The 23550-nt window shown below is 71.3% G+C and carries 24 protein-coding genes; 8 read left to right on the top strand and 16 right to left on the bottom strand.

Features of this window, described 5'->3' with window-relative positions; genetic code table 11:
* The first annotated feature begins 20 nt into the window (after window positions 1-20).
* From L0U85_RS14115 to L0U85_RS14105, 3 genes are all read left to right on the top strand, one after another.
* Window positions 21-599, top strand: coding sequence for a dihydrofolate reductase family protein (locus L0U85_RS14115; RefSeq protein ID WP_241378401.1), 579 nt, complete (start codon window positions 21-23; stop codon window positions 597-599).
* Between the two features lie 77 nt (window positions 600-676).
* Entirely contained in the window at window positions 677-1582 is a 906-nt protein-coding gene (locus tag L0U85_RS14110; protein WP_241378400.1) for a 2-hydroxyacid dehydrogenase, read from the top strand.
* 40 nt (window positions 1583-1622) lie between these two features.
* Window positions 1623-2441 carry a hypothetical protein gene (locus tag L0U85_RS14105; protein ID WP_241378399.1) on the top strand — a complete coding sequence of 273 codons (819 nt, stop codon included), beginning with the start codon at window positions 1623-1625 and terminating at the stop codon, window positions 2439-2441.
* On the opposite strand, the gene L0U85_RS14100 is transcribed toward L0U85_RS14105, so the two are convergent.
* Genes L0U85_RS14100 through uraD form a run of 12 tightly spaced genes read right to left on the bottom strand, consistent with a single transcriptional unit; the run spans window position 2438 to window position 13444 of the window.
* The gene (locus tag L0U85_RS14100; protein ID WP_241378398.1) at window positions 2438-2803 is read right to left on the bottom strand and encodes a tRNA-binding protein; all 366 of its coding nucleotides are present in this window, start codon (window positions 2801-2803) and stop codon (window positions 2438-2440) included. The genes L0U85_RS14105 and L0U85_RS14100 overlap by 4 nt on opposite strands.
* 15 nt (window positions 2804-2818) lie before the next feature.
* A complete protein-coding gene (gene alc, locus L0U85_RS14095) occupies window positions 2819-3835 on the bottom strand; it encodes an allantoicase (protein ID WP_241378397.1) in 1017 nt (338 codons plus the stop codon).
* A complete protein-coding gene (allB, locus tag L0U85_RS14090) occupies window positions 3832-5184 on the bottom strand; it encodes an allantoinase AllB (RefSeq protein ID WP_241378396.1) in 1353 nt (450 codons plus the stop codon). The genes alc and allB overlap by 4 nt, the downstream gene beginning before the upstream one ends.
* On the bottom strand, window positions 5181-5552 hold the full coding sequence (locus tag L0U85_RS14085) for a gamma-glutamylcyclotransferase (protein ID WP_241378421.1): 372 nt from the start codon (window positions 5550-5552) through the stop codon (window positions 5181-5183). The genes allB and L0U85_RS14085 overlap by 4 nt, the downstream gene beginning before the upstream one ends.
* 19 nt (window positions 5553-5571) lie before the next feature.
* Window positions 5572-6795, bottom strand: a complete 1224-nt coding sequence (locus L0U85_RS14080) for an XdhC/CoxI family protein (RefSeq protein ID WP_241378395.1) — start codon at window positions 6793-6795, stop codon at window positions 5572-5574.
* Complete coding sequence (locus L0U85_RS14075) at window positions 6792-8972, bottom strand: molybdopterin cofactor-binding domain-containing protein (RefSeq protein ID WP_241378394.1); 2181 nt, start codon at window positions 8970-8972, stop codon at window positions 6792-6794. The genes L0U85_RS14080 and L0U85_RS14075 overlap by 4 nt, the downstream gene beginning before the upstream one ends.
* The gene (locus tag L0U85_RS14070; protein ID WP_241378393.1) at window positions 8965-10326 is read right to left on the bottom strand and encodes an 8-oxoguanine deaminase; all 1362 of its coding nucleotides are present in this window, start codon (window positions 10324-10326) and stop codon (window positions 8965-8967) included. The genes L0U85_RS14075 and L0U85_RS14070 overlap by 8 nt, the downstream gene beginning before the upstream one ends.
* Window positions 10323-10892 (bottom strand): (2Fe-2S)-binding protein, encoded by a 570-nt coding sequence (locus tag L0U85_RS14065; RefSeq protein WP_277605812.1) that lies wholly within the window; start codon window positions 10890-10892, stop codon window positions 10323-10325. The genes L0U85_RS14070 and L0U85_RS14065 overlap by 4 nt, the downstream gene beginning before the upstream one ends.
* Window positions 10883-11731 (bottom strand): xanthine dehydrogenase family protein subunit M, encoded by an 849-nt coding sequence (locus tag L0U85_RS14060; protein WP_241378391.1) that lies wholly within the window; start codon window positions 11729-11731, stop codon window positions 10883-10885. Before L0U85_RS14060 ends, L0U85_RS14065 begins: the two co-directional genes overlap by 10 nt.
* Before the next feature lie 50 nt (window positions 11732-11781).
* Window positions 11782-12636, bottom strand: coding sequence for a factor-independent urate hydroxylase (gene pucL / locus L0U85_RS14055; RefSeq protein WP_241378390.1), 855 nt, complete (start codon window positions 12634-12636; stop codon window positions 11782-11784).
* A complete protein-coding gene (uraH, locus tag L0U85_RS14050; protein ID WP_241378389.1) occupies window positions 12636-12962 on the bottom strand; it encodes a hydroxyisourate hydrolase in 327 nt (108 codons plus the stop codon). The genes pucL and uraH overlap by 1 nt, the downstream gene beginning before the upstream one ends.
* Complete coding sequence (uraD, locus tag L0U85_RS14045) at window positions 12959-13444, bottom strand: 2-oxo-4-hydroxy-4-carboxy-5-ureidoimidazoline decarboxylase (RefSeq protein WP_241378388.1); 486 nt, start codon at window positions 13442-13444, stop codon at window positions 12959-12961. The genes uraH and uraD overlap by 4 nt, the downstream gene beginning before the upstream one ends.
* 238 nt (window positions 13445-13682) lie before the next feature.
* Here uraD and L0U85_RS14040 point away from each other — a divergent pair, with 238 nt between their 5' ends.
* Together L0U85_RS14040 and L0U85_RS14035 are read left to right on the top strand one after the other, a co-directional pair.
* Entirely contained in the window at window positions 13683-15212 is a 1530-nt protein-coding gene (locus tag L0U85_RS14040; RefSeq protein ID WP_241378387.1) for a PucR family transcriptional regulator, read from the top strand.
* A gap of 31 nt (window positions 15213-15243) precedes the next feature.
* The gene (locus L0U85_RS14035; RefSeq protein WP_241378386.1) at window positions 15244-15819 is read left to right on the top strand and encodes a nucleotidyltransferase family protein; all 576 of its coding nucleotides are present in this window, start codon (window positions 15244-15246) and stop codon (window positions 15817-15819) included.
* Here the strand turns inward: L0U85_RS14035 and ndk are convergent.
* A complete protein-coding gene (gene ndk, locus L0U85_RS14030; protein WP_347177441.1) occupies window positions 15809-16222 on the bottom strand; it encodes a nucleoside-diphosphate kinase in 414 nt (137 codons plus the stop codon). The genes L0U85_RS14035 and ndk overlap by 11 nt on opposite strands.
* Window positions 16223-16404: 182 nt before the next feature.
* On the opposite strand from ndk, the gene L0U85_RS14025 reads away from it, so the two are divergent.
* Complete coding sequence (locus L0U85_RS14025; protein WP_241378384.1) at window positions 16405-17697, top strand: VOC family protein; 1293 nt, start codon at window positions 16405-16407, stop codon at window positions 17695-17697.
* Window positions 17697-18716: an SCO2521 family protein gene (locus L0U85_RS14020; RefSeq protein WP_241378383.1), complete on the top strand. Its 1020-nt coding sequence runs from the start codon at window positions 17697-17699 to the stop codon at window positions 18714-18716. The genes L0U85_RS14025 and L0U85_RS14020 overlap by 1 nt, the downstream gene beginning before the upstream one ends.
* A 3-nt stretch (window positions 18717-18719) precedes the next feature.
* Here the strand turns inward: L0U85_RS14020 and L0U85_RS14015 are convergent, their stop codons facing one another.
* The 3 genes from L0U85_RS14015 to L0U85_RS14005 are packed head-to-tail and all read right to left on the bottom strand — an operon-like array spanning window position 18720 to window position 22533.
* Complete coding sequence (locus L0U85_RS14015) at window positions 18720-19718, bottom strand: SCO2522 family protein (RefSeq protein WP_241378382.1); 999 nt, start codon at window positions 19716-19718, stop codon at window positions 18720-18722.
* 10 nt (window positions 19719-19728) lie between these two features.
* A complete protein-coding gene (locus tag L0U85_RS14010; RefSeq protein WP_241378381.1) occupies window positions 19729-20658 on the bottom strand; it encodes an SCO2523 family variant P-loop protein in 930 nt (309 codons plus the stop codon).
* Between the two features lie 3 nt (window positions 20659-20661).
* Window positions 20662-22533, bottom strand: a complete 1872-nt coding sequence (locus L0U85_RS14005; RefSeq protein ID WP_241378420.1) for an SCO2524 family protein — start codon at window positions 22531-22533, stop codon at window positions 20662-20664.
* 456 nt (window positions 22534-22989) lie between these two features.
* Here L0U85_RS14005 and L0U85_RS14000 point away from each other — a divergent pair.
* Window positions 22990-23550 (top strand): hypothetical protein (locus L0U85_RS14000; protein WP_241378380.1); only part of this gene is annotated, 561 nt, incomplete at its 3' end.

Below are 23550 nucleotides of genomic sequence, written 5' to 3'. Positions count from 1 at the left end.
GGTCGTGGTTGGCTTGATCGATGGCCAGAACGATCTACAACACCGCAACGAGCATCGACGGATTCATCGCCGATCCCGATAACTCGCTCGAATGGCTCTTCGGCGTCGAAGGAGGCCACCCGGCGGACCCGGCCGCCGAGGAGGGGCCACTCGACGAGTTCGGGCGGTTCATGGACGGCGTCGGCGCGATCTGCATGGGGGCGACCACCTACGAGTGGGTCGTCGACTTCGAGAACCTCACCGAGAACCCCGGCAAGTGGGCGTACTCGCAGCCGACGTGGGTGTTCACCCACCGCGAACTGCCGGTCCTCGAGGGCGCCGACATCCGCTTCGTCTCCGGCGACGTCGCCGCCGTCCACGCCGAGATGGTCGAGGCGGCGGGAGAGAACGACCGATGGATCGTCGGCGGTGGCGAACTCGTCGGCCAGTTCTGCGACGCCGGACTACTCGACGAGATCGTCGTCAGCGCGGCGCCGGTGTTCCTCGGCGGAGGCGCGCCGCTGCTGCCGCGGCGGATCCTGTCCGACCGGCTCGACCTGATCGAGGCCAGAGCCGCCGGGCGGTTCGCGGTCCTCAAGTACCGGGTCGAATCCGCATAGCCCGAAACGAAGCGAACGAGAGTTCGAGGAACGGGCGGATTAATACAGCCGCAACAAGAGCCACTTACGATGGCGGGATGAAAACTTGGATTCCCCACAAGGAGGCCCTGCCGCTGCTCGGTGAGCTGCCCGACGGCGTCGACATCGAGGTCTTCGAAGGCGACGAATACCCCTCTGACCCGGCCGACGTCGAATTCTGGGTGCCGCCGTTCCTCGGCGACGACCCTGTCGACCTGCTCAAGGAGATGCCGAACCTCAAGGCCGTGCAGCTGCTCAGCGCCGGCGCCGAGGCCTGGGTGCCGAACATGCCCGAGGGCGTCGCGCTGTGCGACAACCGGGGCGCGCACTCAGAGACCACCGCCGAATGGGCCGTCGCCGCTGCCCTGGCGTCGGTGCGCGAACTCGACCGCTTCGCGCGCAAGCAGACCGAACGCGCGTGGGAGCCGCGGCGCACCGGCACCCTGTTCGGCGCTTCCACGCTCATCCTCGGAGCCGGCTCCATCGGCGAGTCCATCGCCCGGCGCCTGGAGGTCTGCGGCAGCACCGTCACCAAGATCGCGCGCACCGCCCGGCCCGGCGTAAGCACCACCGCGGACCTGCCCGAGCTGCTGCCCCAGGCCGACATCGTGTTCGTCATCGTCCCTCTCACCGCCGAGACCGAGGGCATGGTCGATGCGGAGTTCCTGGGCCGCATGAAGGACGGCGCACTACTGGTGAACGCCGCACGCGGAAAGGTCGTCGACACCGAAGCACTCACCGCCGAAGTCGCCTCCGGTCGCCTGCGCTGCGCGCTCGACGTCACCGAGCCCGAGCCGCTCCCCGCCGACCATCCACTGTGGGGACTTGAGGGCGCGTTCGTGACCCCGCACGTCGCCGGTGCCGTCGACGGCTTCCTCGAACGCGTCTACCCGCCCGTCGGCGACCAGATCCGGCGGCTCGCCGCCGGCGAGCCGCCGACCAACGTCGTCGAGAACGGCTACTAGCGGTAGGACCAGCGGGCAAGCCGCCGCTAACATCGATGCCATGAGCTCCCAGTCCCAGCCGGCCACGCCCGCCGCTGCGCGCGTCGCCGGCTGGGACTGGCAGGTCCCCCGCGCCGAGGCCGAGGCACCGACCGAGGCGCCCGCGCCGCCGCGCGGCCCGCGCACCGGCCTCATCGTCGCCGCCGTCGTCGCGGCGCTCGCGGTGGCCGTGACCGGACTCGTCGCCGTCCTCGGAGGCGGCGGCCCGCCGGTCCCGGAGTCCTCGCGCTGCGAGGGCGCCGACTGCGGCCAGACGGAGACCGAGGGCCCGAGGGCGATGGAGATCCCCGAGGGCCACCTCGGAGTCGTCTCGCTCGGAGCGCTCACACCGCACCCGGGAACGCCCTGGTCCGACTACGCAGGACCCGGTGCCGACGAGCTGCTCGCCGACGACGCGCACGCGCTGGCGATCCGCCACACCGACCGGTGGATCTCGTACTTCATGGTCGGGCGGCTCGGCGAGTTCGGACTCATCGCCGAGCCCGAGAACCTGCGCCGGGCCGCCGTCGAGATCGTCGACACGTGGGTGTTCGACTACCCGTACAGCGGGACGACGGGCCTGGAGATGTCCGATCCGAAGCTGACCGAGACCGTCGTGGACTCGCAGCCGGCGGTGCTGCTGGAGACCCGCGTCACTTGGGACACGCTCGACTCGTCGCCGGACGCGTTCGAAGACCTCGCGCTGCTCCTGGTCGATCCGGGCGAAGGCGGGATCTTCCTGGGCGTCGCGGCCGTGCCGGAGTCCGGCACGGCGCACTACGAGGCGGCGGTCGATGCGCTCATGCGAACGACCTTCCGGCACAACACCTATCTGCCCTAGGAGATGCGGGCGCCGAGCGGCACGTCGGCGTCGGGGGCGAGGAGGACGACCTCGTCGGTGCCGGGTACGGGCACCCCGAGCACCAGGACCTCGGACTTGAAGTCGGCGATCTGGCGCGGCGGGAAGTTCACCACGGCCACGACGGTGCGCCCGACCAGTTCTTCGGCCGGGTAGCGGGCGGTGATCTGGGCGCTGGAGCGCTTGACGCCGAGCTCCCCGAAGTCGATCCAGAGCTTGTATGCCGGTTTCCGGGCCTTCGCGAAGACCTCGGCCCGCTCGATGCGGCCGGTGCGGATGTCGGTGCGGAAGAAGTCCTCGGCGGTCGTCTGCTCCGCGACGGCCGAGTGCTGCGTCGATGCCATTGGGTCAAGGTACAGCTAGCCGTCGGCGAACCGCCGGTCAAGCTCAGTCAGCGACTCGGGGGTGAGCGTCCCGTACAGGCGCAGGCGGGCCATGCCGCCGTCGGGGAAGATGTTGAGCCGCACGCCGGTCGCGGGCCGGTCGTTGTCGAGGACGAAGCGGTGGGGGGTGTCGGGCTGGAGCCTGGTGAGAGGCAGCAGCTCGAAGGAGTCCTCGCCGTCGCGGGCCTCGATGGAGGCCCAGCCGGGCGCGTTGTGCTTGAGGTGGGTGGTGTCGAGCTCGGCGACGCGGATCGTGCCGCGTCCGGCGAGGGCGACGTCGAGCCATTCGTGGCCCTCGGTGCGGCGGCGTGCGGTCTCCCAGCCGTCGGCCTGGCTGGCGGCGAGGCCGGGCATGAGCACGCCTGCCGGGTCGGAGTAGAAGGCGTTGGAGGCGTCGGTGACGCCGGCGCCGTTGACGAGCGCGGCCAGGTCGAGGGGCATCCGCGCGAAGGCCGCAGGGTCGGGGATCGGGGTGCCGTGGACGCGGAGGCGGGCGACGCCGCCGTCGGGGTGCATGTTGAGGCGCACGTGGGTGAAGCGTCCGGGCTCGTCGACCTCGTACTCGTTGCGGGCGTCGCCTTCGGCGGGGCTCGGCGGGACGAGGCAGCGCCACTTCGCTGCTTGCAGGTCCTCGACGGAGGGGTGCCCGTCGACGGTGCAGGCCTCGACCGAGACGCGCGGCGGGTAGTTGCCGGTGAAGTAGGCGGTGTCGACGACGACGCCGGCGACGGACCCGCCGACGCCGAGGCGGACGATCGCCCAGTCGTGGCCGTCCTCGCGGCGGCGCCTGGTCTCCCAGCCGTCGTAGACCTGCCCGTTGTGGCCGAAGGTGTGCGCCTGGTGCAGGACAGGGTAGGGACGGATGAGGTTCTCCTTCTCGGCGAAGGACTCGTCGTTGGCGGCGAGGACGGCGCCGCCGAGAGCTCGTGCGGCCAGGTCCGGAAGGTCCGTGAAGGGGCCTTTGTCGTCGGTGGCCTCGGCGGTGAAGGTCATGTGCGGCTCCGTTTCAGTTGCCGGCCGGCGGGGGCGGCTTCGGTGTCGATGCGCTCGCCGCGCAACCAGGTGGAGACCACCGCCCCGGTGAGCGCCCGTTCCGCATACGGCGTCACCGGGTGGCGGTGGTGCAGGTCCTCGGCCCGGACGATCCATTCCCGTTCGGGGTCGAAGACGGCGAAGTCGGCGTCGCTTCCGACGACGATGCGGCCCTTGCGGTCGAGGCCCGCGAAGGCGGCGGGGCGCTCGGCCATCCAGGCGACGACGTCGGAGAGGGTGGCGCCGCGCCTGGCGGCCTCGGTCCAGACGACGGGCAGGCCGAGCTGCACGGAGGCGATGCCGCCCCAGGCGGCGGCGAAGTCGGGCGGCTTGAGGTCGGGCGGGCTGGGCGAGTGGTCGGAGACGACGAAGTCGATCCGACCGTCGCGCAGCGCATCCCACAGGGCGTCGCGGTTGGCGTCGGTGCGGATCGGCGGGCAGCATTTGAACTCGGTGGCGTGGTCGGGGACGTGCTCGGCGGCGAGGGCGAGGTAGTGGGGGCACGTCTCGGCGGTGATACGGACGCCGTCACGGCGGGCGGCGGCGATGTCGTCGGCGGCCTCGGCGGCGGCGAGGTGGAGGATGTGGACGCGTGCGCCGGTGTCGCGGGCGGCGGCGATGACCGCGCTGACTGCGCTGGTCTCTGCGGCGCTCGGGCGGGTGGCGAGGAACTCGGCGAAGCTCGGAGCGGCGTCGGCATCCGAGAGGTGGGCGGGGTTCTCGGCGTGGACGATGAGGACGGCGTCGAGCTCGGCGACGATCTCGCAGACGCGGTGGAGTGCTTCGGGGTCGAGCGGCGGGAACTCCTCGACGCCGGAGGGCGCGGTGAAGCACTTGAAGCCGAAGACGCCGGCGTCGTGCAGGGCCTTGAGGTCGTCGATGCCGGCGGGGACCGCGCCGCCCCAGAAGCCGACGTCGACGTAGGTCTTGCCATTGGCGGCGGCACGCTTGACGGCCAGTGCCTCGGCGTCGACGGTGGGCGGGAGGCTGTTGAGCGGCATGTCGATCAGGGTCGTGACCCCGCCCGCGGCGGCGGCCTTGGTAGCCGAGGCGAAGCCCTCCCAGTGGGTGCGGCCGGGCTCGTTGACGTGGACGTGCGTGTCGACCAGCCCGGGCAGCAGGGCGAGGTCGCCGAGGTCCTCGGTGCGGCGGGCGGCGATGCGGTCGTCGTATCCGCCGACGGCGAGGATGCGGCCTCCCTCGACAGCGACCGAGGCGGGCCGCCGGCCGTCGGGCAGAACGGCCCTGCGCGAACGGATCACGAGGTCGTAGACGATGGGCGCGGAGATGTCGGAGGGGTCGGCGATCATTGTGACTCCAGGTATCTGTTCCAGGACGCGACGTCGGAGATGTCGATGAGATCGGAGGCGCCAGGGAAGGACCGGCGCAGGACCATCGCGAGCGAGTCGACACCGTCGGCGAGGGCCACGGCCCCCAGTTCGAGCTCAGGCGGCTCGGCGGGAAGGAGGGAATCGCGCAGGACGCTCATCGGCAGCTCGTAGAGCTCGCCGGCCACGGCGACGCCCTCGCCCGGCGGCGCGGCGGCGAGGCCGGGGCAGCGGTCCCCGATCGAGTAGAACCGGTAGAGCGGCTGGGTCGTCGTCTCGGACAGCAGGGTCGCGCCGTCGAGGAGGTAGTGGAGCGGGCCGCCGCGCATGGCGCCGCCGTTGAGGAACATGTAGACCACAGTCAACTCCCTAGTGGTGGATGGGACCGTCGGATGAGGTGAGGAATCCTGCCTGGGCGCCGTTGCGGAGCGCCACGATCTCGGCGACGATCGACAGCGCGGTCTCTTCGGAGGTGCGCCCGCCGAGGTCGATGCCGATCGGCGAGCGCAGCCGGGCCACAGAGGCCTCGGCCACGCCGGCGGAGCGGAGCCGTTCGACTCGGTCGCGGTGGGTGCGCCGCGAGCCCATGGCGCCGACGTAGGCGGCCTTGGACTCGAGGGCGCGCTCCAGGAGCGGAATGTCGAACTTGGCGTCGTGAGTGAGGACGCACACGGAGGTGCGCCCGTCCACGGAGGCGTTCTCAAAGTGGCGGTGGGGCCAGTCCACGACGACGGCGTCGGCGTCGGGGAAGCGAGCGGGGGTGGCGAACACGGGCCGCGCGTCGCAGACCGTGACGTGAAAGCCGCAGAGCTTGGCGGCCTTGACGACCGAGGAGGCGAAGTCGGCGGCGCCGTATACGAGCAGCCGGGGAGGAGGCGCGTAGACCTCGAAGGAGAGCCGCCCGACACGGCAGGAGGACCGGGGAGGCTCCAGCCCGCCAAGATCGCGAGCCGAAGAAGCATCGGCGGCGAAGCCCGAGCCGGGGCCCGGGGCACCGGGCTCGGGCGAGCCGCCCGCCGCACCGCGATCGGCTGTGCCGCATGTGGTGTGGGCGTCCTCGGTGGCGGCCGGGGCCCTGTCCGGTCGTGCCTTCGCGGCCGCTCCGGGGTCCGGTGTCGCGGTGTCGGGCGCGAACTCCTCGGCTACCGCCAGGTCTCCGGTGATGCCTTGTTCCGTCATGGCGATCGCCTTGCCGATGTCGGGGCCTTCCACGGCACGCACCAGCGTTGCCCCTTCTCCCGCCACCACGGCCTCCAACACCGCCCGAATCGGGGCGTCCTCCGGCTCGACCCGCACCACCAGAACGTCTATCTCTCCGCCGCAGGTCAATCCGACAGCGAACGCGTCGGCCTCGGAGTACCCGAACGACTCGACCACGGCTTCTCCGGTCTCGAGCACCTCCTGGCAGCGGGCGTACACGGCGGCCTCGACGCAGCCGCCCGAGACGCCGCCGACAGCCGATCCTTGAGCGTCGACGGCGAGCGCGGTGCCCGGCGGTCGCGGCGACGAACCCCTCACTCCGGCCACCGAGGCCAGCGCGAACGGGCGCCCCGCGTCCATCCAGGCGACGAGTTCGGCCGCGATGTCCCTCATGGTGTCCCTACCAGGTGCTCGGGCCGCACCGGCACCCGCGTCAGCGGCAGCCCGGTCGCATCGCGGATGGCCGCCACGATCGCGGGCGTGGCCGAGAGTGTCGGCGGCTCCCCCGCGCCGCGCAGCCCGTACGGTGCGGCTGGGTCGGCGTTCTCGAGGATGTCGAGCCGCATCGGCGGCATGTCGAGGATCGTCGGAATGAGGTAGTCGGTGAAGGAGGCGTTGCGGACCCTGCCCTCGTCCATGACGAGCTCCTCCATGACCGCCAGGCCGAGCCCCTGCGCGCTGCCGCCGTGGATCTGGCCTTCGAGCGCGACGGGGTTGAGGATCGTGCCGACGTCCTGGACGGCGGTCAGCTCCACGACCTTCACGAGCCCCAGCTCGACATCGACGTCTACTGTGGCGCGGTGGACGCACAGCGCCATCTGGACGTGCGAGTCGCCTTGCCCCGTCACGGGGTCCATCGGCTTGGTCTCGCGGTGGCGGAACTCGCGGACGGCCTCGATCGGGCCGTCTGCCAGGTCGCGCTCGGTCCACAGCTCCCGCACCGCCTCGCAGGCGGCCTTGACCGCTCCGCCGGTCATGTACGACTGACGCGAGGCCGAGGACGAGCCCGCCGATCCGACGCTCGTGTCGGCAGGGAGCAGTTCGACCCGTTCGACGCCGAGTTCGGTGCGCGCGATCTGGGCCTGGAGCGTCTGGTGTCCCTGCCCGACCTCGGCGGCGGCGGTGTGGACGAACGCCACCGGTTCGCCGTCGACGAGTTCGAGCCTGACGCGCGCGGTCGAGTAGTCGTCGAAGCCTTCGGAGTAGCAGATGTTCTTGAGTCCCACGCCGTAGCCGACGCCGCGCACCACCCCCTCGCCTCGGGTGGTGTTGCCGAAGCCGCCGGGCAGGTCGGCGGCGTCGCGTTCGGCCGCGATCGCCGGAACGGGCATGGCCGTGAAGCGGCCGAGCATGTCCGCCAGCGGGGCCGGGGCGTCGATGAGCTGCCCGGTGATGAGCTTGGATCCTTGGGAGACGGCGTTGCGGCGCCTGATCTCGACCGGCGAGATCCCGAGCTCGTCCGCGAGCGCGTCCATCTGGGACTCGTAGGCGAAGCAGGTCTGGACGCCGCCGAAGCCGCGCATCGCCCCGCACGGCGGGTTGTCGGTGATCGCGCCCCAAACGTCGACGGCGACGTGCTCGACCTCGTAGGGCCCCACCGCGAGCGAAGCGGCGTTGGCGACGACCGCGTCGGTGGTGGAGGCGTAGGCGCCGCCGTCGAGGACGATCTCGGCCTTGACGTACAGCAGGCGCCCTTCGGCGTCGGCGCCGTGCTCGTAGCGCATGCGGGCCGGGTGGCGGTGCACGTGGCCGAGGAAGGACTCGGCGCGGTCGTACATCATCTTCACGGGGCGGCCGGTTTTGAGGGCGAGCATCGCCATGTGGATCTGGACGGAGAGGTCTTCGCGGGCGCCGAAGGCGCCTCCGATCCCGGCCATGGTGATGCGCACCATGTCCGGCTCCAGGCCGAGGCAGGGCGCGATCTGGTCGAGGTCGGAGTGGAGCCACTGGGTGGCGACGCGCAGTTCGACGCCGCCGTCCGGGGACGGGACGGCGAGGCCGGATTCGGGTCCGAGCGGTGCCTGGTCCTGCATGCCGACGACGTATTCGCGGGTGACGACGACTGCGGGCTCGGTCAGGTCGGGGTCGCCGATGCGGACGGGCTGGTGCCGGAAGACCTCGCCGAGTTCGACCGCTCGTCGCGGGTCGCATCGCGGTTCGAGCACTTCGTAGTCGACCTTGACGGATTCGGCTGCGAGGCGGGCGGTCTCGAGGTCTTCGGCGGCGACGAGCGCGACCGGTTCGCCTTGGTAGTGCGTGCCGTCGGCGGCGAGTACGGGCTGGTCGGACTCGATGAGGCCGTAGTGTTTGGCGGCGGGGACGTCGGCGTGGGTGAGGACGGCGGCGACGCCGGGGATCGCCTCGGCGGCCGCTGTGTCGACGCCGAGGATGCGCGCGCGCGGGTGGGGGCTGCGGACGGTGTGGCCCCAGAGCATCCGGTCGGCGCGCAGGTCTGAGGCGTATTCGAAGGCGCCGTTGACCTTGGCGGTCGCGTCAGGCCTGACGGGGCTGGTCCCGACCCCGCCGGCTGCCCTTTGCGGCGGGGTCGGAGGCTTGTGCGGCTCAGGCATCGGCGGCCTCCTTCAGTCGTGCACAGGCGGCCTTGAGGTCGGCGGCGAGTGCGTCGGTGTCGGCGGTGGCGAGGGCTCCGTCCTCGACGACGGTCTTCCCCGCGACGGTGAGGAGCCGCAGCGGGGCGGGCGGTCCGAGGACCAGGGCGGCGACGGGGTCGTCGATGCCGGCGTGCCCGAGACCGCCAAGATCCCACAGCGCGATGTCGGCTTGTTTTCCGATTTCTAGCGAGCCGATTTCGGATTCTCGGCCGAGGACGCGGGCGCCGCCGATGGTGCCGAGTTCGAGCGCGCCCCTGGCGGTCATGGCGGAGGGGCCGCCGAGCTGGCGGGCGGTGTAGAGGGCCTGGCGCAGTTCCTCGCCGAGATGTCCGGCCTCTTGGCTGGCGGCGCCGTCGACGCCGAGACCGACGTCGATGCCGGCGGCGAGCATGGCGGGCACATCGGCCGGGCCGGTACCGAGGCGGGCGTTGGAGGAGGGGCAGTGGGCGACGCCGGTGCCGGTGGAGCCCAGGCGTTTGCGCGCGTCGGCGTCGAGGTGGACGGCGTGGGCGAGCCAGACGTCGTCGTCGAGCCAGCCGACCGCGGCCATGTATTCGACGGGGTCGCAGCCGTGGGTGGCGCGGCAGAACTCGGCTTCGTCGATCGTCTCGCACAGGTGGGTGTGGAGGCGGACGCCCTTGTCGCGGGCGAGTTCGGCTGATTCGCGGAGCAGGTCGGTGGAGACCGAGAACGGTGAGCAGGGCGCGACTGCGATGCGCAGCATGGACTCCGGCGACGGGTCGTGGTGGCGATCGATGGCCTCGACGGTGGCGGCGAGGGCAGCGTCGATGTCCTCGACGATGCGGTCGGGCGGTAGCCCGCCTTCGGAGACGCCGCGGTCCATGGAGCCTCGGGCGAGGTGGAGGCGCAGTCCGACGGCGGCGGCGGCCTCGATCTGGACGTCGACGAGGTCGTTTGCGAGGCCGGTGGGGTAGACGTAGTGGTGGTCGGCGGCGGTGGTGCAGCCGGAGAGGGCGAGCCAGGCGAGCCCGGCGCGGTTGGCGGCGGTGACGTGCTCGGGGCGGAGGTTCGCCCACACGGGATAGAGGTCGACGAGCCATTGGAAGAGCGTGTGGTCGGTGGCGTAGCCGCGTGTGGCCCATTGGTAGAGGTGGTGGTGGGTGTTGACGAGCCCGGGCGTGGCGAGGCATCCGGATCCGTCGACGCGCCGTGCGCCGGGGATCTCGGGGGCCGGGCCGGCCCCGATTCCGCTGATGCGCCCGTCTTCGACGGCCAGGAACCCGGTCGCGTGCTCGGTGCCGCCGCCATCGACGGCGGCGATGGCAGTGTTCTCGATCACGAAGGCATTCATGTCCGACCCTCCGTCATCACACTGTCACACCCGTGCGGGAGGGTGGGATCCTTCTCAGGTGATGGAGAAGGTGGGAGTGGGCGGGTACCCGGGGCGCCGGTGTGCGTGTTCTCAGCGGTGCGAGCTGTCGCGGCTCGGTGGACCGCCTCGATGATCTTCTCGTAGCCGGTACACCGGCACAGGTTCCCCGCCAGTGCCTCGCGGATCTCGGCGTCGGCCGGGTCCGGGTTGCGTCCGAGCAGGTCGGCCACGCTCACCAGCAGGCCAGGCGTGCAGAAGCCGCACTGCACCGCGCCGCAGGCCGCGAATGCCTCGCGCACCTCGCCGGGAACCGCGCCAGCCACGGTCCGCACCTCGCGGCCTTCGCATTGCGCGGTCGCCACCAGGCACGAGACCACCGCCTCACCGTCGAGCAGCACTGTGCACGAGCCGCACTCGCCCTGCTCGCAGGCGTTCTTCGCGCCGGTGCGGCCGAGCCGCTCGCGCAGCGTCCGCAGCAGGCTCTCGCCGGGCCGGTCGAGGACGGCGGTCACCGCCTCGCCGTCCACAAGCAGTGTCAGTTCCAGTCGCACAGCAGCTCCTTCCAGGCTCGCAGCAGCGCGCGCCGTGCGCACACCGCCAGCGCGTGGCGCCGGTACGCGGCCGTCCCGCGTACGTCGTCGATCGGCCGCGCCGCCTCCGCGACGAGCGCCCCGAATCGCTCGACCGTCTCGTCACCGAGCGGTCCGGACTTGTCCCACGGCAGCTCGATGGACTCGGCTTCGGTGGCGCGCAGCGGTGTCGGACCGGCCGAGCCGATGCCGGCGCCGACAGCGCGGCCCTCGACGTCGAGGCTCAGCGCGAACGAGCAGACCGAGATGACCATGGCGCCCCGGTTGCCGACCTTCAGGAACTGCTGCGGCCCGGCGGCTTTGGGGACGATGACCGCCGCGATGAGTTCGCTCTCCGCCAGGACGCTTCTCTTGGGGCCGGTGTAGAAGTCGGCTGCGGGGACGGTGCGCCGGCCCGCGGTCGAGGCGATCTCGACCTTCGCCCCCGCCGCGAGCAGGGGCGGGTGGGCGTCGCCGGCCGGCGAGGCGGTCGCGAGGTTGCCGCCGAGGGTGCCTCGGTTGCGGATCTGCGGCGAGCCGACCGTCCGCGACGCCGCGGCCAGCCCCGGCAACACGCCGCCGAGATCGTCGATGATCCGCGCGTACGGGACGCCGGCGCCGATGCGGATCGCGTCGCCCTCGTCGGACCATTCGCGCAGTTCGACGACGCCGGTCAGGTCGATCATCGCCGCCGGGCGCAGGCGCCTGTAGTTGACTCCGACCATCACGTCGGTGCCGCCGGCGATCGGGACGGCCCCGGGGTGCGCGGCGAGGCACGAGACCGCCTCCTCGATGTCGGTGGGCCTGTGGAACATTTCTTTCGTTCGACCGACAGAAACATCGTTCGGGTCCTTGAGCTGCGTGTTCATTCGTCGGCCCTCGCTATCGTGCCCTCGATGAGGCCGTAGGGGCGGTCGCCCGCCTGGAAGACCACGCCGGGGTTGTCGAGCCCGAAGGGCTCGAGGTCGAACAGGTAGTGGTGCTTGTTCGGCAGCGACAGGCGCACCTCGGCCGCTTCCGGGACCGCCGAGAGGACGCGCTCGCCGATCGCGTACAGGGTCTGCTGGAGCGAGCGCGAGTACGTGTCCCGGAACGCCCCCAGGAGGGCGTCGGCGGCGGCTGCGAACGCCTTGTCGAAGTCGACGCCCTCGGCGTGCGAATACCGCCAGCTCGCGTCGACCGCGGTGGCGAGGATGCGGTCCTCGGTCGGCTGGAGGGTGGTGTGCTCGTCCACCGCGAAGCCCTGGAACTCCGAGTCGGTGGTGTTGAGCAGCAGCAGGTCGCGGATCCCGGCGGTGATCCGGGTGTGCTCGCCGCCGTAGACGGCTTCGGCGGTCCGCGCCTCGCCGCCCTCGCCGCGCGAGAACGAGTGCGGGCCGAACCGGGACCAGGTCCGCTCCTCGATCGCGATGCGGGCGGTGTCGATCGACCCGGTCCGGTCGACGAAGTGGCGGGCCAGCCGTTCGGCGAAGGACTCGATCGGGCCGATGCGGTCGCGGGCGAGTGCGTAGACCGTGTTCTTCTGCGTGTCGGTGGGGAGCACGCCCGCGTTGTCGCCGGTCAGGTGCGTCGCCGCGAGGTCGCCGGATAGTTCGGTGTGGACGGTCAGGTCGCGGATCACGTGTTCGGCGCCGTCGCGCTCGACGCGGACCAGGCGCACGCCCGCCTTGCCGTAGTTGTTGGCGCCCAGCCGGAAGGCGGGGCTAGGGAGATGGTCCATCAGCTTCCTCGATAGGTGGAGTAGGCGAACGGGCTGAGCAGCAGCGGCACGTGGTAGTGCCCGTCGTGGCCGACGGTGAACGCGACGGCGACCTCCGGGTAGAAGGCCTCGACGCCGCGGGCCTCGAACCAGGCGCCGGTGTCGAACACGAGCCGGTGCGCGCCGGGGAGGGTCTGCCAGCCGGCCACGCGCCCGCCCGCGTCGGTTCGGCCACTGCGGACTACGGCGAACGCGCCGTCGCCCTCGCGCCGGAAGAGGGTGAGGCGCAGGCCTTCGGCGGGGCGGCCGGCGGCCGCGTCGAGGACATGGGAGGAAAGCCCGGTCATGCCCGCACCGCCCTGCCCAGTCGCAACATGACGATCGCGCGGAGCTGCGCGGCCGCCTCGATCGACTCGGCCTCGTAGTCGTTGTCCAGGCGGCGCCTGGCCTCGGCGAGGATCTCCTCGGCGGTCCGGCCGGTCGCGCGGATCAGGAAGACCCTGCCGAACTTGTGCTCGTAGGCCTCATTGGCCGCGCGCAGGGCCGCGCGAACCGCGTCGTCCCCGGTCATGGCCCGCGACTGCTCGCGCCTGGACCAGGCGTTCGAGGCGGGTTCGCCGATGCGCGGGTGCGCGGCGTGCGCCACGGCCAGTTCGGATTCGTCGAGCTCGTCGAACGCCGCCGACGCGGCCGACAGCAGGGACGCGACCGAGCCGTAGGGCCGTCCGGCGGTGACCTTCTCGACCCACGGCGTCGAGGCGCAGCACGCCGTCAGGCCGCCCGCGACCATGCCCGCGTCCAAGGTGTTGAACTCTCCGAGAGTCCACATCGGCGCCTCCTGCTTCGACGGTCTTCGCTGTGTCGACCCAGTGAAGCCGAATCCCAAGGCAGGGGCCACTGTCCACCGCTATGAAACCTTGATTTCGCCTTCGTTAAATGCTGGAGGATCGTCCAGGCGGCGCTCCGGATCGGCGCTATCGTGGCCCTCACAGCAGGCGGCGCCGGACCGTGAACGGCATCGCCCACGAGCCGTCACCGAGCGCGCGGCCGGAACCCTGGGGGTCACCATGCGACTTCGCTCCCTACTGCAGATGCCCGAGCTGGGCCTGACACTGCTGTCCGGCGGGCACCACCTCGAACGCCGGATCCGCTGGGTCGTCCCGACCGACCTGCACGACCCCCGCCGCTACCTCTCGGGCGGCGAACTCGTCCTCACCGGCCTGATGTGGCGCCGCGCCGAGTACGACTCGGACGCGTACGTGCGCAATCTGATCGCCGCCGGAGTCACCGCCCTCGGCGCGGGCGACCACCCGGACTTCCACACCGTCCCCGCCGACCTGGTCGCCGCCTGCGAGGCCCACGACCTGCCGCTGTTCGCCGTCGACGCCGACGTGGCCTTCGCCGAGATCACCGAGCGGATCGTCCAGCGCCTGTCGGTCGGCCGCTCGGGCGACCTCGCCTCGCTGCTCGACCGGCACCGGCAGCTCATCGCCGCCGACGGCATCGGCCAGATCCTCGAGCTCCTGCGGGTCGAACTCGGCATGGAGTGCCTGGTCCTGTCCCCCACAGGACGCCCCATCCGCGGCGGCCTGACCTTGAGCGAACCCGACCGGGCCGCCGTCGTCTCCCGCGCCCACGCCGCCGGCGGCCTTCCCCAGCGAGTCACCCTCGACCGGCACCGCCGCTACTCCGTCTTCGGCATCGGATCGACCATCCAGACAGGACGGTTTCTGGTGATCGACGACGACCACACGCGGTGGCCTCCCGAACGGCGCCTCGTCGCCGAGCAGCTGTCGGCGCTGCTCATGCTGGAGCTCGACGACCCGGCCGTGCGTCCCACCGGTCATACCGAGCTCATCGCCGCCACGCGCGAGGGCGCCGTCGACGACGGCTTCCTGCGCCGCGCCGGCCTCCCGACCGGCGAGCACCTGGCCGTCATCGTCGCCGCCGGCGAACCCGAGGAGCTCCGCGAAGTCTTCATCGCCGAGACGCTGGCCGGGCCCTGGGCCGAGGACGACCCGTACGCCGGGCCCGTCGCCGCCTGGGCCACGCACGGGTCGGAGACCGTCGCCGTCCTCGCCGGCGACGCCGCCGGGCCCGGCGAGCGCGGCCGGCTCCTGCAGTGGGCCCGCCGCTGCGCCGACGTCCTCGTCGGCGGCGGCGCCGGCGGCTCGATCAGCGTCGGCCTCGCCGACCCCGTCCGGGGCGCCCAAAGCCTGCGCGGCGCCCTCGAACAGGCCCGCCACACCGCCGCCCTCGCACAGCCGCGGCCCGGCGGCATCGACGTCGCCGAACCCGACCACCTCGTCTCGCACCGGATGCTGCTCGCGGCCGTCCCCGCCGACGTCAGCCGTGCTTTCCGCACCCGGGTGCTCGACCCGCTCATCGAGTACGACGCCCGCCACCGATCCGACCTGCTGCCGACCCTGCGGCGGTTCCTCGAATGCGACGGCTCGTGGCGCCAGTGCGCCACGACGCTGCACCTGCACGTCAACACCGTCCGCTACCGCATGCGGCGCGTCGAGCAGCTCACCGGGCGCGACCTGCGAAACCCGTTGGACCGCATGGACCTCGCACTCGCGGTCAGCCTCGAATAGACAGCCGACAGCACGCATGAAGGAGAGAACGATGAAGAACGTCGCGGGACTGGTCCTGGCCGCCGGCGCCGGGCGCCGATTCGGGCAGCCGAAGGCTCTCGTCCGATACGCCGGCCGGAGCCTGCTCGACCGCGCGGTCGCCACGCTCCGAGACGGCGGCTGCCGCCAGGTCCTGGCCGTGCTCGGCGCGCAGGCCGAACAGGCCATGGGCGATGCGACCGAACCGTTCACGCCGGTCCTGAACCGGCGCTGGGGACGGGGGCTGTCGACCTCGCTCCAGGCCGGGCTCGCGGCCGTCCCGGACCGCTACGACGGCGTCGTGGTGACGCTGGTCGACCTGCCGCGCATCGAAGCCGAGGCGGTCAGGCGCCTCATCGCGGCCGCGGCCGGCGGCGCGTCACTGGCGGTCGCCACCTACGAAGGCCGACGCGCCCACCCGATGCTGTTCGCGCGCAGCCATTTCGACGGCATCGCCACCGAGTCGTCAGGGGACCGGGGTGCGCGGGACTACCTGGCCGCCAACGCGTGCCTCGTCCACGAGGTGCCCTGCCCGGGGGATCCGAGCGACGTCGACACTCCGGCGGAGCTGGCCGCGCTCAGGCGTTGAACCAGAGGTCGATCTCGCGCTTGGCCGACTCCTCGGAGTCCGATGCGTGGATGAGGTTCTTCTGGTTCGACAGCGAGAAGTCGCCGCGGATCGTCCCGGCCTCGGCCTTGCGGCCGTCGGTCGCTCCCGCGAGGGTCCGCACCACAGGGATCGCCTCGTCGCCCGAGGCGACCAGGGCGACCAGCGGACCGGAGGTCATGAAGGACTTGAGGCCTTCGTAGTAGGGCCGGCCCACATGCTCGGCGTAGTGCGCGTCGGACAGCTGTGCGTCCATGGTGCGCAGCTCCATCCGCTCGATGCGCAGCCCCTTGCGCTCCAACCGGGCGAGGACCTCGCCGATGAGTCCGCGCTCGACGGCGTCGGGTTTGATCAACACGAGCGTGTGCTGCTCGGCCACGGTCACTCCTTAGAGTTGCTGTCGGATTTCTGCGCAGATTCACGGCTCCGCAGGTGGTCTTGGCAAAGCTCGCGAGCCATGAATCGGCATTGACGTGGGTGCCATCCTAAGCGATGTTGTGCCGTTCGCCTCTGGCACGTAGCATTCTCGTAGAAACCCGGTTTCCATATGTGGATGAGGTGTCGGCGATGCCTGCGAGACAACCACCCCGGCCCGCCCCCAAGGCCGCGAAGGCGCCGAAGGGCGGCGGCGGCAAAGGGGGAGCCCGAGGCGGGGCCAAAGGCGGCGCCAAAGGCGGGGCGAAGGGCGGCGCGAAACCGCGCGGCGGCGCCCGCAAGGCCGCGCCGCCACCGAAGGGCGCCCCCAAGGGCAAGCAGCCGCAGGGCAGGCCGAACTCCGCCGAGCAGCTGCGACAGCAGCGCATCATGCTCGACCAGCAGCGACGCCAGCGCGAGGCGACGTGGTGGGCGGTCAACCAGGTCGCGATGAACCGGCTCCACTCCACCCAGCACCACGCCGCGGGCGGCGAGGCCATCGGCACGGTCCTCAACGGCGACCGGCGGCTGCGCTGGCGCACCTCGCACGCGGTCGGCGCGATCACTTTACTGATCCTCGCTGCTTTCTTCGCCTCCATGGCCCTCGGGGCGCAGAGCATCGGCATCGCCGTGCTGGCGTTCCTGTGCGTGGCCGGGTGCATCGCGTTCATCACCGTCGAGTACTCCGCTCGGCGCTTCCCGCAACCGGTCCCGGCTCCGCCGCTCATCGGCGAGCACCGTCTCGAAGACCTCATCGTCGAGGACGACCTTCCCAGGAGCAAGCCCCCGGCCGACGAGAAATCGACCACATTGGCCGCTCTCGACGACCTTTTGGACGATCCCGGCGCCGCCGCGCCGCCGCGCCCGGAAGCGGCCGGGCCCACTGAAACGCCGGCCCCCGAACCTGCCGAGGCCGCCCCGGCGCCGACCGTCGCCGCGGTGAAGGAGGAGCCGCCCGCCGAGCCGGAGGCCGCGCAGCACCTCCCGTCCCCGCCCCTGCAGCGCAGCTCCGCGGAGAAGCCGAGACTCCCCGACGACGTCTCCGACCTGCTGCTCGCCGAGGGCGCCCTCGCCGACACCGACGTCACCGACGTCGCCGCCACCCTGATCGTGGCCGATCTGCGGCGATCGGTCGAGTTCTACACGGAGGCTTTGGGACTGGCGATCGCCGATCGCACCGACGAGGCCGCCGTCCTGGAGGCCGGATTCGGGAAGGTCCTGCTGTGGGAGCGGCCCGACGCGCCTCCCGGCGAGACCGGCGTCATGCACCTGACGTTCGAAGTCGGCGACATCGACCAGACGTTCGCGCAGATGAACGACGCCGGCGTCGAGTTCCTGCACCTTCCGCGCACCGCGCTGCTGGGCCAGGACTACGAGCTGCGCGCCGCCGCGTTCCGCGACCCCGACGGCCACGGCCTGGCGATCACCGAGCACCGGGAGCGCTAATGGTGCTGGTCCTCGGCGAGATCCAGACCGCGCTGCTCCCCCATTCGCGGCCGCTCACGCCGGAGGAGGCGCGCTCGGCCCTGGCGCTGGCCGTCGGCGAGGGCGTCACGCAGTGGGCGAGGCCGGTGCCGCACACGGCGTCGCCGACGCTGCTGCACGGCGTGGACTGCAAGCTGCCGCTGGGCCCGAAACCGGGCCGCAGGCACACCGATCCGAACGGCGACAACGGGACCGTCCGGTCGGTCGGGACGGTGTGCTCGCGCGCGGTCCTCACCAGCGGGCACCTGCTGCAGGGCTCGGCGTGGACGGTGGTGTCCCCGCAGGAGCGCCCACGGCGGATGCCCTGGTCGTACTACCTGGCCCGGCCCGGGACGGTCCACCCGATCGGGAACCCGGAGATCCGGCGGCTGGCCGAGGGTTTCCTTTACGCCGACGCCCGGCACGACCGCTCGGGGCTGCTCGACACGGCCGCGATCGCCCGGCATTCGAGCCGCGACGTGCTGTCGCGTCCCGTGCTCGATCAGCGCCCGCCGATCAAGACCGGGTCGACCCGGCTGCGCTGGGCGGCGATCGCCGACCCCGGCTCGAAGTCGGCGGTGGCGTTCCGCCTGGTCGGCACCGACCGGCGGCGCCTGAGCCTCGTCACCGGCACGATCGATCCCGAGCGGATCGCCTCGGCGGCAGAGGATCTGGCCGTCCACGACTGGCTGCTGACGGCGGTGGCCGCGCGGATCTCGCTGGCGAAGATCGGCGAGGACAGCCGGCGCACCCTCAGGATGCTCAGGCCCGTCGTCGACCACCTCATACACCTGTGGTCGCCGGGCGCGCGCACCTCGCACGACCTCGGGTTCGTATGGGACGTCCTGGAGCGGCGCCCGGGCCTGACACGGCAGTGGAACACGATGACCGAGCGGGTGCGCTCGCAGATCGACTACGGCGCGGCCGACCTGGCCGACAAGGTCCTGTCGATCATCGAGCAGAACCCGCAGCTGCTGCAGCGCGGCGACGACCGGTACTGACCCCTAAAGGGGCCCTTGGAAGATGTAGCTGAGACGGTCGACCAGTTCGGCGGGAAGGTCGACCTTCTCGCGTGCGGCGGCCTTCGTGATCGCCTCGAACGCGCCCGGGTCGGGGCGCACGCACGAGCAGATGACGCGGACGGCGTGCTCCACTTCGAGGAAGTCTCCCGACAGGACGGACACGGTCCGGTAGGCGGGGAACGGGAACGCCTCGGGATCGAGCTGGATGATCGGCGGCATCGCCGACCACTGGTCGGGGAATCGGCCCGCCGGCCGCCCGCCGGGCTCGTGGCTGAGTTCGACGCCGACGACCTGGTCGACCGGGACGGGCGCGCCGATGCGCTTGCCGTGGTTGCGCAGGACGCCGAGTCGCATGAGCTGCCACACCGCCGCGAGCATCGGGCACGACCAGCGGCGTCCGTGCTCGGTGTCGTTCCACAGCTCGACGTCGAGGAAGATCGAGTGCTCGCGGGCCGAGTTCTGGCTCGGCGGGCGCCACGTGTCGGGCTCGCTCATGGCGACGCGCGGGCGCTGGGGCGTGGGCACGCCGTTGCACAGCCAGCCGGAGCGCGAGACCGGTGGGCGGGAGCCGTTGGTGCCCGGCGTCGGCTCGAACACGATCCGGCCGGCGACCAGGGCCGCCAGGTCCAGCTCGCCCATGCGGGCGCAGCCCGATTCGCGGGCGAGGTAGTCGATGCGCAGCCCGGCGTCGGCCGCGGCCTCGCTGATCGCGGCGACGAGCTTCTCGGGCGACGGCAAGTCGTCGTGGAAGTAGTCGTCGACGAGGTAGCAGGTGGACACGCGCGGTCGGCGACCGCCGAGCCGGTGGGCGAGCGCCTCGGTGGTGCCGCGGACCCAGGCGGCCGCGGAGGCCATCTCGGCGCGCAGCGCGTCGGGGCGCGCGGCGAGGTCGTCGGCGTAGAGGTGGCCGACCTCGATCGACAGGTGGGACATGCCGAACCGCTCGGTGGCCTGCTTCGCGCTGGTCTCGCTGTAGCTCATGTCCGGCTCCTCACGCGGTCCCGTCGAAGCCGGGGATGAACGTCTCCTCGCTGGAGCGCTTCGCGAGCTCGTTGAACGCGTCCACGGTGCGCTGGTTGGCGATGTCGAGAGTGGCGCTGTCGGCGTCGGTGATGATCTGCTCGCGCCACTGCAGGACCGGGTCGAGCGGCACCGAGCCGAGCAGGTTCATGCGCCCGACCCGCAGGGCGGCCGCCATCTGGTGCAGGTCGGCGTCGATGCGGCGCAGCCAGCGCACCTGCGTGGGTTTGAGCCCCGACAGCTCGGCGCCGTCGGGGTTGACCACGGCGGTGCGCACGAAGCGGATCGCCGACATCAGCCGGGCGTGGTTGTGCCGCCAGGACTTCCCGGTGTCCAGCAGGCCCCGCTCGCCGTGGACGAGGCTGTGGGCGGCGAGGACGTGCTGCTTGGTCCAGCGGTGGAACACGAGCCAGCGCCACGGGATGGTCGCGAGCTCGGGTTTGGAGGTGGCGGCCATGACGATCTCGGTGGCGTGGCTGCGCCCGGCCGACAGGTCGACGATGACGAGGTCGAACTCGGAGGCGAGCTGGAGGAACAGGTCCACGCAGCGGTCGATGGTGTCGCTGTCGCCGGGGAACTCGCCGCCGTCGGAGTCTCCGGGGTAGAGGACGAGCTCGCCGGCGCCGTCGGGGCGGACGCGCAGCTCCTCGCGGTCGGTCTCGGCCCACACCGAGTGCCGTTCGGGTTCGGAGGCGAGACCGTGGAGGTAGTCGTGGATGCCGTCGCCGACGGTGCCGTGCTTGAGCTCGTCGATGCTGAAGATCGCTCCGGCGGTGGGCGAACCGAAGTCGAAGTCCACATAGCAGACGTTGCCGCCCTGGATGGCGCGCCGGTAGGCCAGGTTGCTGGAGGTGACCGAACGGCCCGTGCCGCCCTTGTCCGACGTGGCGAACAGAAGCATCGCTCATTCCCCCGTCTCGGCGTCGCGCCCGGCGGCGATGAGCCGGTCGAGGTCGATCAGGGCCCGGACCCCGAGCGAGAACGCCGTGCCGGGCCGCTCGCCGACGATGTCCTTGGCGTGACGGATCGTCGTCCCGACCGCCTGGATCTCGTGGGCGAGCGAAGGGCCGGCGGCCCCCGATCCGCGCATCAGCTCCTGGTCGTAGACGTGCTCGGCCTCGACCAGAAGCTCCTGGGCCAGGTTCTCCAGTTCCCTGGAACGGGCCGGCTCCGAACCGGCGAACCTGGCGGCGAGCACCATGGACTCGACGATGCGGATCGTGAAGTGCCAGGACGGGTCGTCGAAGCGCTGCCCGATGCCCTCGAACACCTGGCCGGGCTGATCCCACAGCTTCGCGGCCGGCCCGATGCGGATCCTCCTGCGCTCCAAGTGGTCCCACACCTGGTCGGCCACGTCGAGGATCTCGGCTCGAGCGTCGATCGTGTTGAGCAGGCTCGCGGCGTGGAGAAGGCGCTTGAGCAGCAGCGGGGCGTAGTCGACCATGTGCCACACCATCGGAGGCCCGTCGAGTTTCTCGATGCCGGTCAGCTCCGAAGGGACGCCCGGGAAGTGCATCTCGACCGCCTTCTCACCCGACAGGGCGCGGCGGGTGATGCGGCCGCGGTTCGCAAGCTCGATGAGGACCTCCCCGAGGCGGATGAGATCGTCGTCGCCGCCGCGGGCGGCGCCGAACCGCTCGGTGGCGACGGCGCAGACCAGGAGGCTGTAGTAGTCGTATTCCAGACCGTCGGTGGTGCGCCAGGGGACGTCCTCCAGCGGCCACTTCGAGCCGCCGCCGAACGAGGCGATCGCGGCCCAGTAGCGGCGGGTGATGTCCAGGCGCAGCTGGAGCGCCTGCACCAGCTGCTGCTCGGCGTCCGACAGGAGATTGCGGCGCAGGACCCGTGGGGAGAACAGCGTGGTGATCGCCTCGAGAGCGACGACGGTGAAGTACAGGTACGGGGCGTCCTGGGCGCGGCCGGGCCGCTGCGTCTCGCGGTCGGTCACGATCTCGATCTCGGGCGCCTTCTCGACGACCGACCAGGACCAGCCGATCTCGAACAACTTCGTGGGAGCCTCGACGCCGGCGGTGCCGCCGGAGCCGACGGTGATGTCCTTGAGCGTCGCGATGATGTCGCTGGTCTGCTCGCGGAAGCGGCGGATGATGCGCTTGGCCGGCTGGCCGTCGACGTTGATGAGGTCGAGGAGCCGCACCCCGTAGTCGTCGTCGGCGTCGAAGGCAGCCACGGCGAACGAGCGCAAGAGACCGGTGAGAGCGCCGACGAGGCGGCGGCGGACCATCGCCTCGGCCTCATCGCGTTCCTTGAGCAGGTCGGTCCGCCCGATCCTGTCCACAGTCGCAGAGAAGTCCATCAGGAACGACAGCGACGACAGGCACAGCGGGATCGCCAGAGCGAAGCCCTCGGTGACGTCGATGCCGCGCTGCTCCGCGCTGGCCTCTTTGCTGCGGTCGAGGCGGTGCATGTTGGCGCCGCCGGAGTAGCTGGGCACGCCCTCGTCGTCGGAGTGCTTGATCATGTAGTCCTTGATGATCCGCATGATCAAGATGGGGATCTCAACGGCGTCGCCGAGGCCGCCGAGTGCGTCGAGGACGGCGTCGCTGGTGGCGTCGGGGTCGGCGTAGTTGAGTTCGGGGAGTTCCTGGGCTGGGTAGAGCAGGCACAGGAGCTGCTGGGCGTCGCCGACGGGGTCGGAGTCGTTGCGACCGCCCCAGTGCCAGGTCTTGTGGCGGCGGCCGTCCTCTTCGGTCACAGCCCGCAGGCAGTATGACACCTGGGCGCGCCAGATGTCGAGCAGTTGCTGCTGAGGCTGCATCTTCACGGGGGACCTCCGCCGGAGGGTTCTGGACCGTCAGGACCTGTTCACTATGGCATGGGGGTGCCAAGATCACAAGCAGGCCAATAGCTCTCGCAGAACGTGTTCTGTCGGCTACCGGACTCCGCGTTTTCGGGACGCCTGGGGAGCCCGGAAATGGCCCTTGGGCGGTTGGCGGGGTGCCAGTGTGTGGGTGGTTGTTGTGCGCCAAGGGCGGCAGCGACAAAAGCGTGAGTGGATGGGCGAGCCTGGTTTCGGGCCGCCTGGCCGAATGAAGTCGGGCGAGATTTCCTCGTGTTGTGTTTGGCGGCAGGCGGTCCGGGCCCCGAACATGAGGGGTTTCTCCCCCTATCAGGTGATGATTTCCGCTGGTCAGGCCCGTATCATTGAAGTATAGGACGAACAATCGGAAACAGGGAGATTGTTCGAAGGCTTGGATGACGGAGGGGGTGTGTGATGGCGGAGACGATGGCGAACGGGTCGGTGCGGAGCGAGAAGTCGAAGGTCATCCACACCGAGTTGGGCGCCTTCGCCGATGCCATCAACAGCGCGCACGCCGGGATCCTGTCGCGGGTGATCGAGGCGCGGGATTGGAACATTCACCGGGACGTGGACGGGTTCTCCGCGTTGCGGGCGTGGCTGATGGAACGGTTCGACTTCCACGTGCGCACCGCCGCCGACATCGCCGCGATCGCCCGCCTGTCCAAGAAATTCCGGGCACTCGCTAGTGCGGCGTGTGCCGGGGAGGCGCGGATCGATCCGGTCGCGTTCGCCGTCCGCCAGTTGGACAAGACTCCCGCGATGCGCGTGTACGCCCGCACCCCCTACGCCGAACCCGTCCCCTCCCCCTGGAACGCCTCGGTCGCCTGCCCCACCCCCGAGCACCTGATCGCCCAGTACTGCGCTCACGCGACATTCGACCAACTCGCCACCCACCTCGCCGAACTCGCCGCCTCCCTCGCCGAGTCCGCTGAGTTGTTCGACGGGCTCTCCCAGCAGTCCCTGCAGCGTCTGGAG

This window comes from Glycomyces sp. L485 (genome assembly GCF_022548875.1).
GTDB lineage: Bacteria > Actinomycetota > Actinomycetes > Mycobacteriales > Micromonosporaceae > Glycomyces.
This window is presented reverse-complemented; position numbering and strand designations above follow the sequence as displayed.

Coding starts and splice junctions, on each gene's coding strand:
- L0U85_RS14110 (WP_241378400.1), top strand. CDS start 677: ATGAAAACTTGGATTCCCCACAAGGAGGCCCTGCCGCTGCTCGGTGAG.
- L0U85_RS14100 (WP_241378398.1), bottom strand. CDS start 2,803: ATGGCATCGACGCAGCACTCGGCCGTCGCGGAGCAGACGACCGCCGAG.
- L0U85_RS14040 (WP_241378387.1), top strand. CDS start 13,683: ATGCGACTTCGCTCCCTACTGCAGATGCCCGAGCTGGGCCTGACACTG.
- L0U85_RS14070 (WP_241378393.1), bottom strand. CDS start 10,326: ATGAATGCCTTCGTGATCGAGAACACTGCCATCGCCGCCGTCGATGGC.
- L0U85_RS14005 (WP_241378420.1), bottom strand. CDS start 22,533: ATGCAGCCTCAGCAGCAACTGCTCGACATCTGGCGCGCCCAGGTGTCA.
- L0U85_RS14020 (WP_241378383.1), top strand. CDS start 17,697: ATGGTGCTGGTCCTCGGCGAGATCCAGACCGCGCTGCTCCCCCATTCG.
- L0U85_RS14060 (WP_241378391.1), bottom strand. CDS start 11,731: ATGTTCCACAGGCCCACCGACATCGAGGAGGCGGTCTCGTGCCTCGCC.
- uraD (WP_241378388.1), bottom strand. CDS start 13,444: ATGTGGACTCTCGGAGAGTTCAACACCTTGGACGCGGGCATGGTCGCG.
- uraH (WP_241378389.1), bottom strand. CDS start 12,962: ATGACCGGGCTTTCCTCCCATGTCCTCGACGCGGCCGCCGGCCGCCCC.
- L0U85_RS14015 (WP_241378382.1), bottom strand. CDS start 19,718: ATGAGCTACAGCGAGACCAGCGCGAAGCAGGCCACCGAGCGGTTCGGC.
- L0U85_RS14025 (WP_241378384.1), top strand. CDS start 16,405: ATGCCTGCGAGACAACCACCCCGGCCCGCCCCCAAGGCCGCGAAGGCG.
- pucL (WP_241378390.1), bottom strand. CDS start 12,636: ATGGACCATCTCCCTAGCCCCGCCTTCCGGCTGGGCGCCAACAACTAC.
- alc (WP_241378397.1), bottom strand. CDS start 3,835: ATGACCTTCACCGCCGAGGCCACCGACGACAAAGGCCCCTTCACGGAC.
- L0U85_RS14010 (WP_241378381.1), bottom strand. CDS start 20,658: ATGCTTCTGTTCGCCACGTCGGACAAGGGCGGCACGGGCCGTTCGGTC.
- L0U85_RS14035 (WP_241378386.1), top strand. CDS start 15,244: ATGAAGAACGTCGCGGGACTGGTCCTGGCCGCCGGCGCCGGGCGCCGA.
- L0U85_RS14115 (WP_241378401.1), top strand. CDS start 21: ATGGCCAGAACGATCTACAACACCGCAACGAGCATCGACGGATTCATC.
- L0U85_RS14075 (WP_241378394.1), bottom strand. CDS start 8,972: ATGCCTGAGCCGCACAAGCCTCCGACCCCGCCGCAAAGGGCAGCCGGC.
- L0U85_RS14105 (WP_241378399.1), top strand. CDS start 1,623: ATGAGCTCCCAGTCCCAGCCGGCCACGCCCGCCGCTGCGCGCGTCGCC.
- L0U85_RS14085 (WP_241378421.1), bottom strand. CDS start 5,552: ATGTTCCTCAACGGCGGCGCCATGCGCGGCGGCCCGCTCCACTACCTC.
- allB (WP_241378396.1), bottom strand. CDS start 5,184: ATGATCGCCGACCCCTCCGACATCTCCGCGCCCATCGTCTACGACCTC.
- L0U85_RS14080 (WP_241378395.1), bottom strand. CDS start 6,795: ATGAGGGACATCGCGGCCGAACTCGTCGCCTGGATGGACGCGGGGCGC.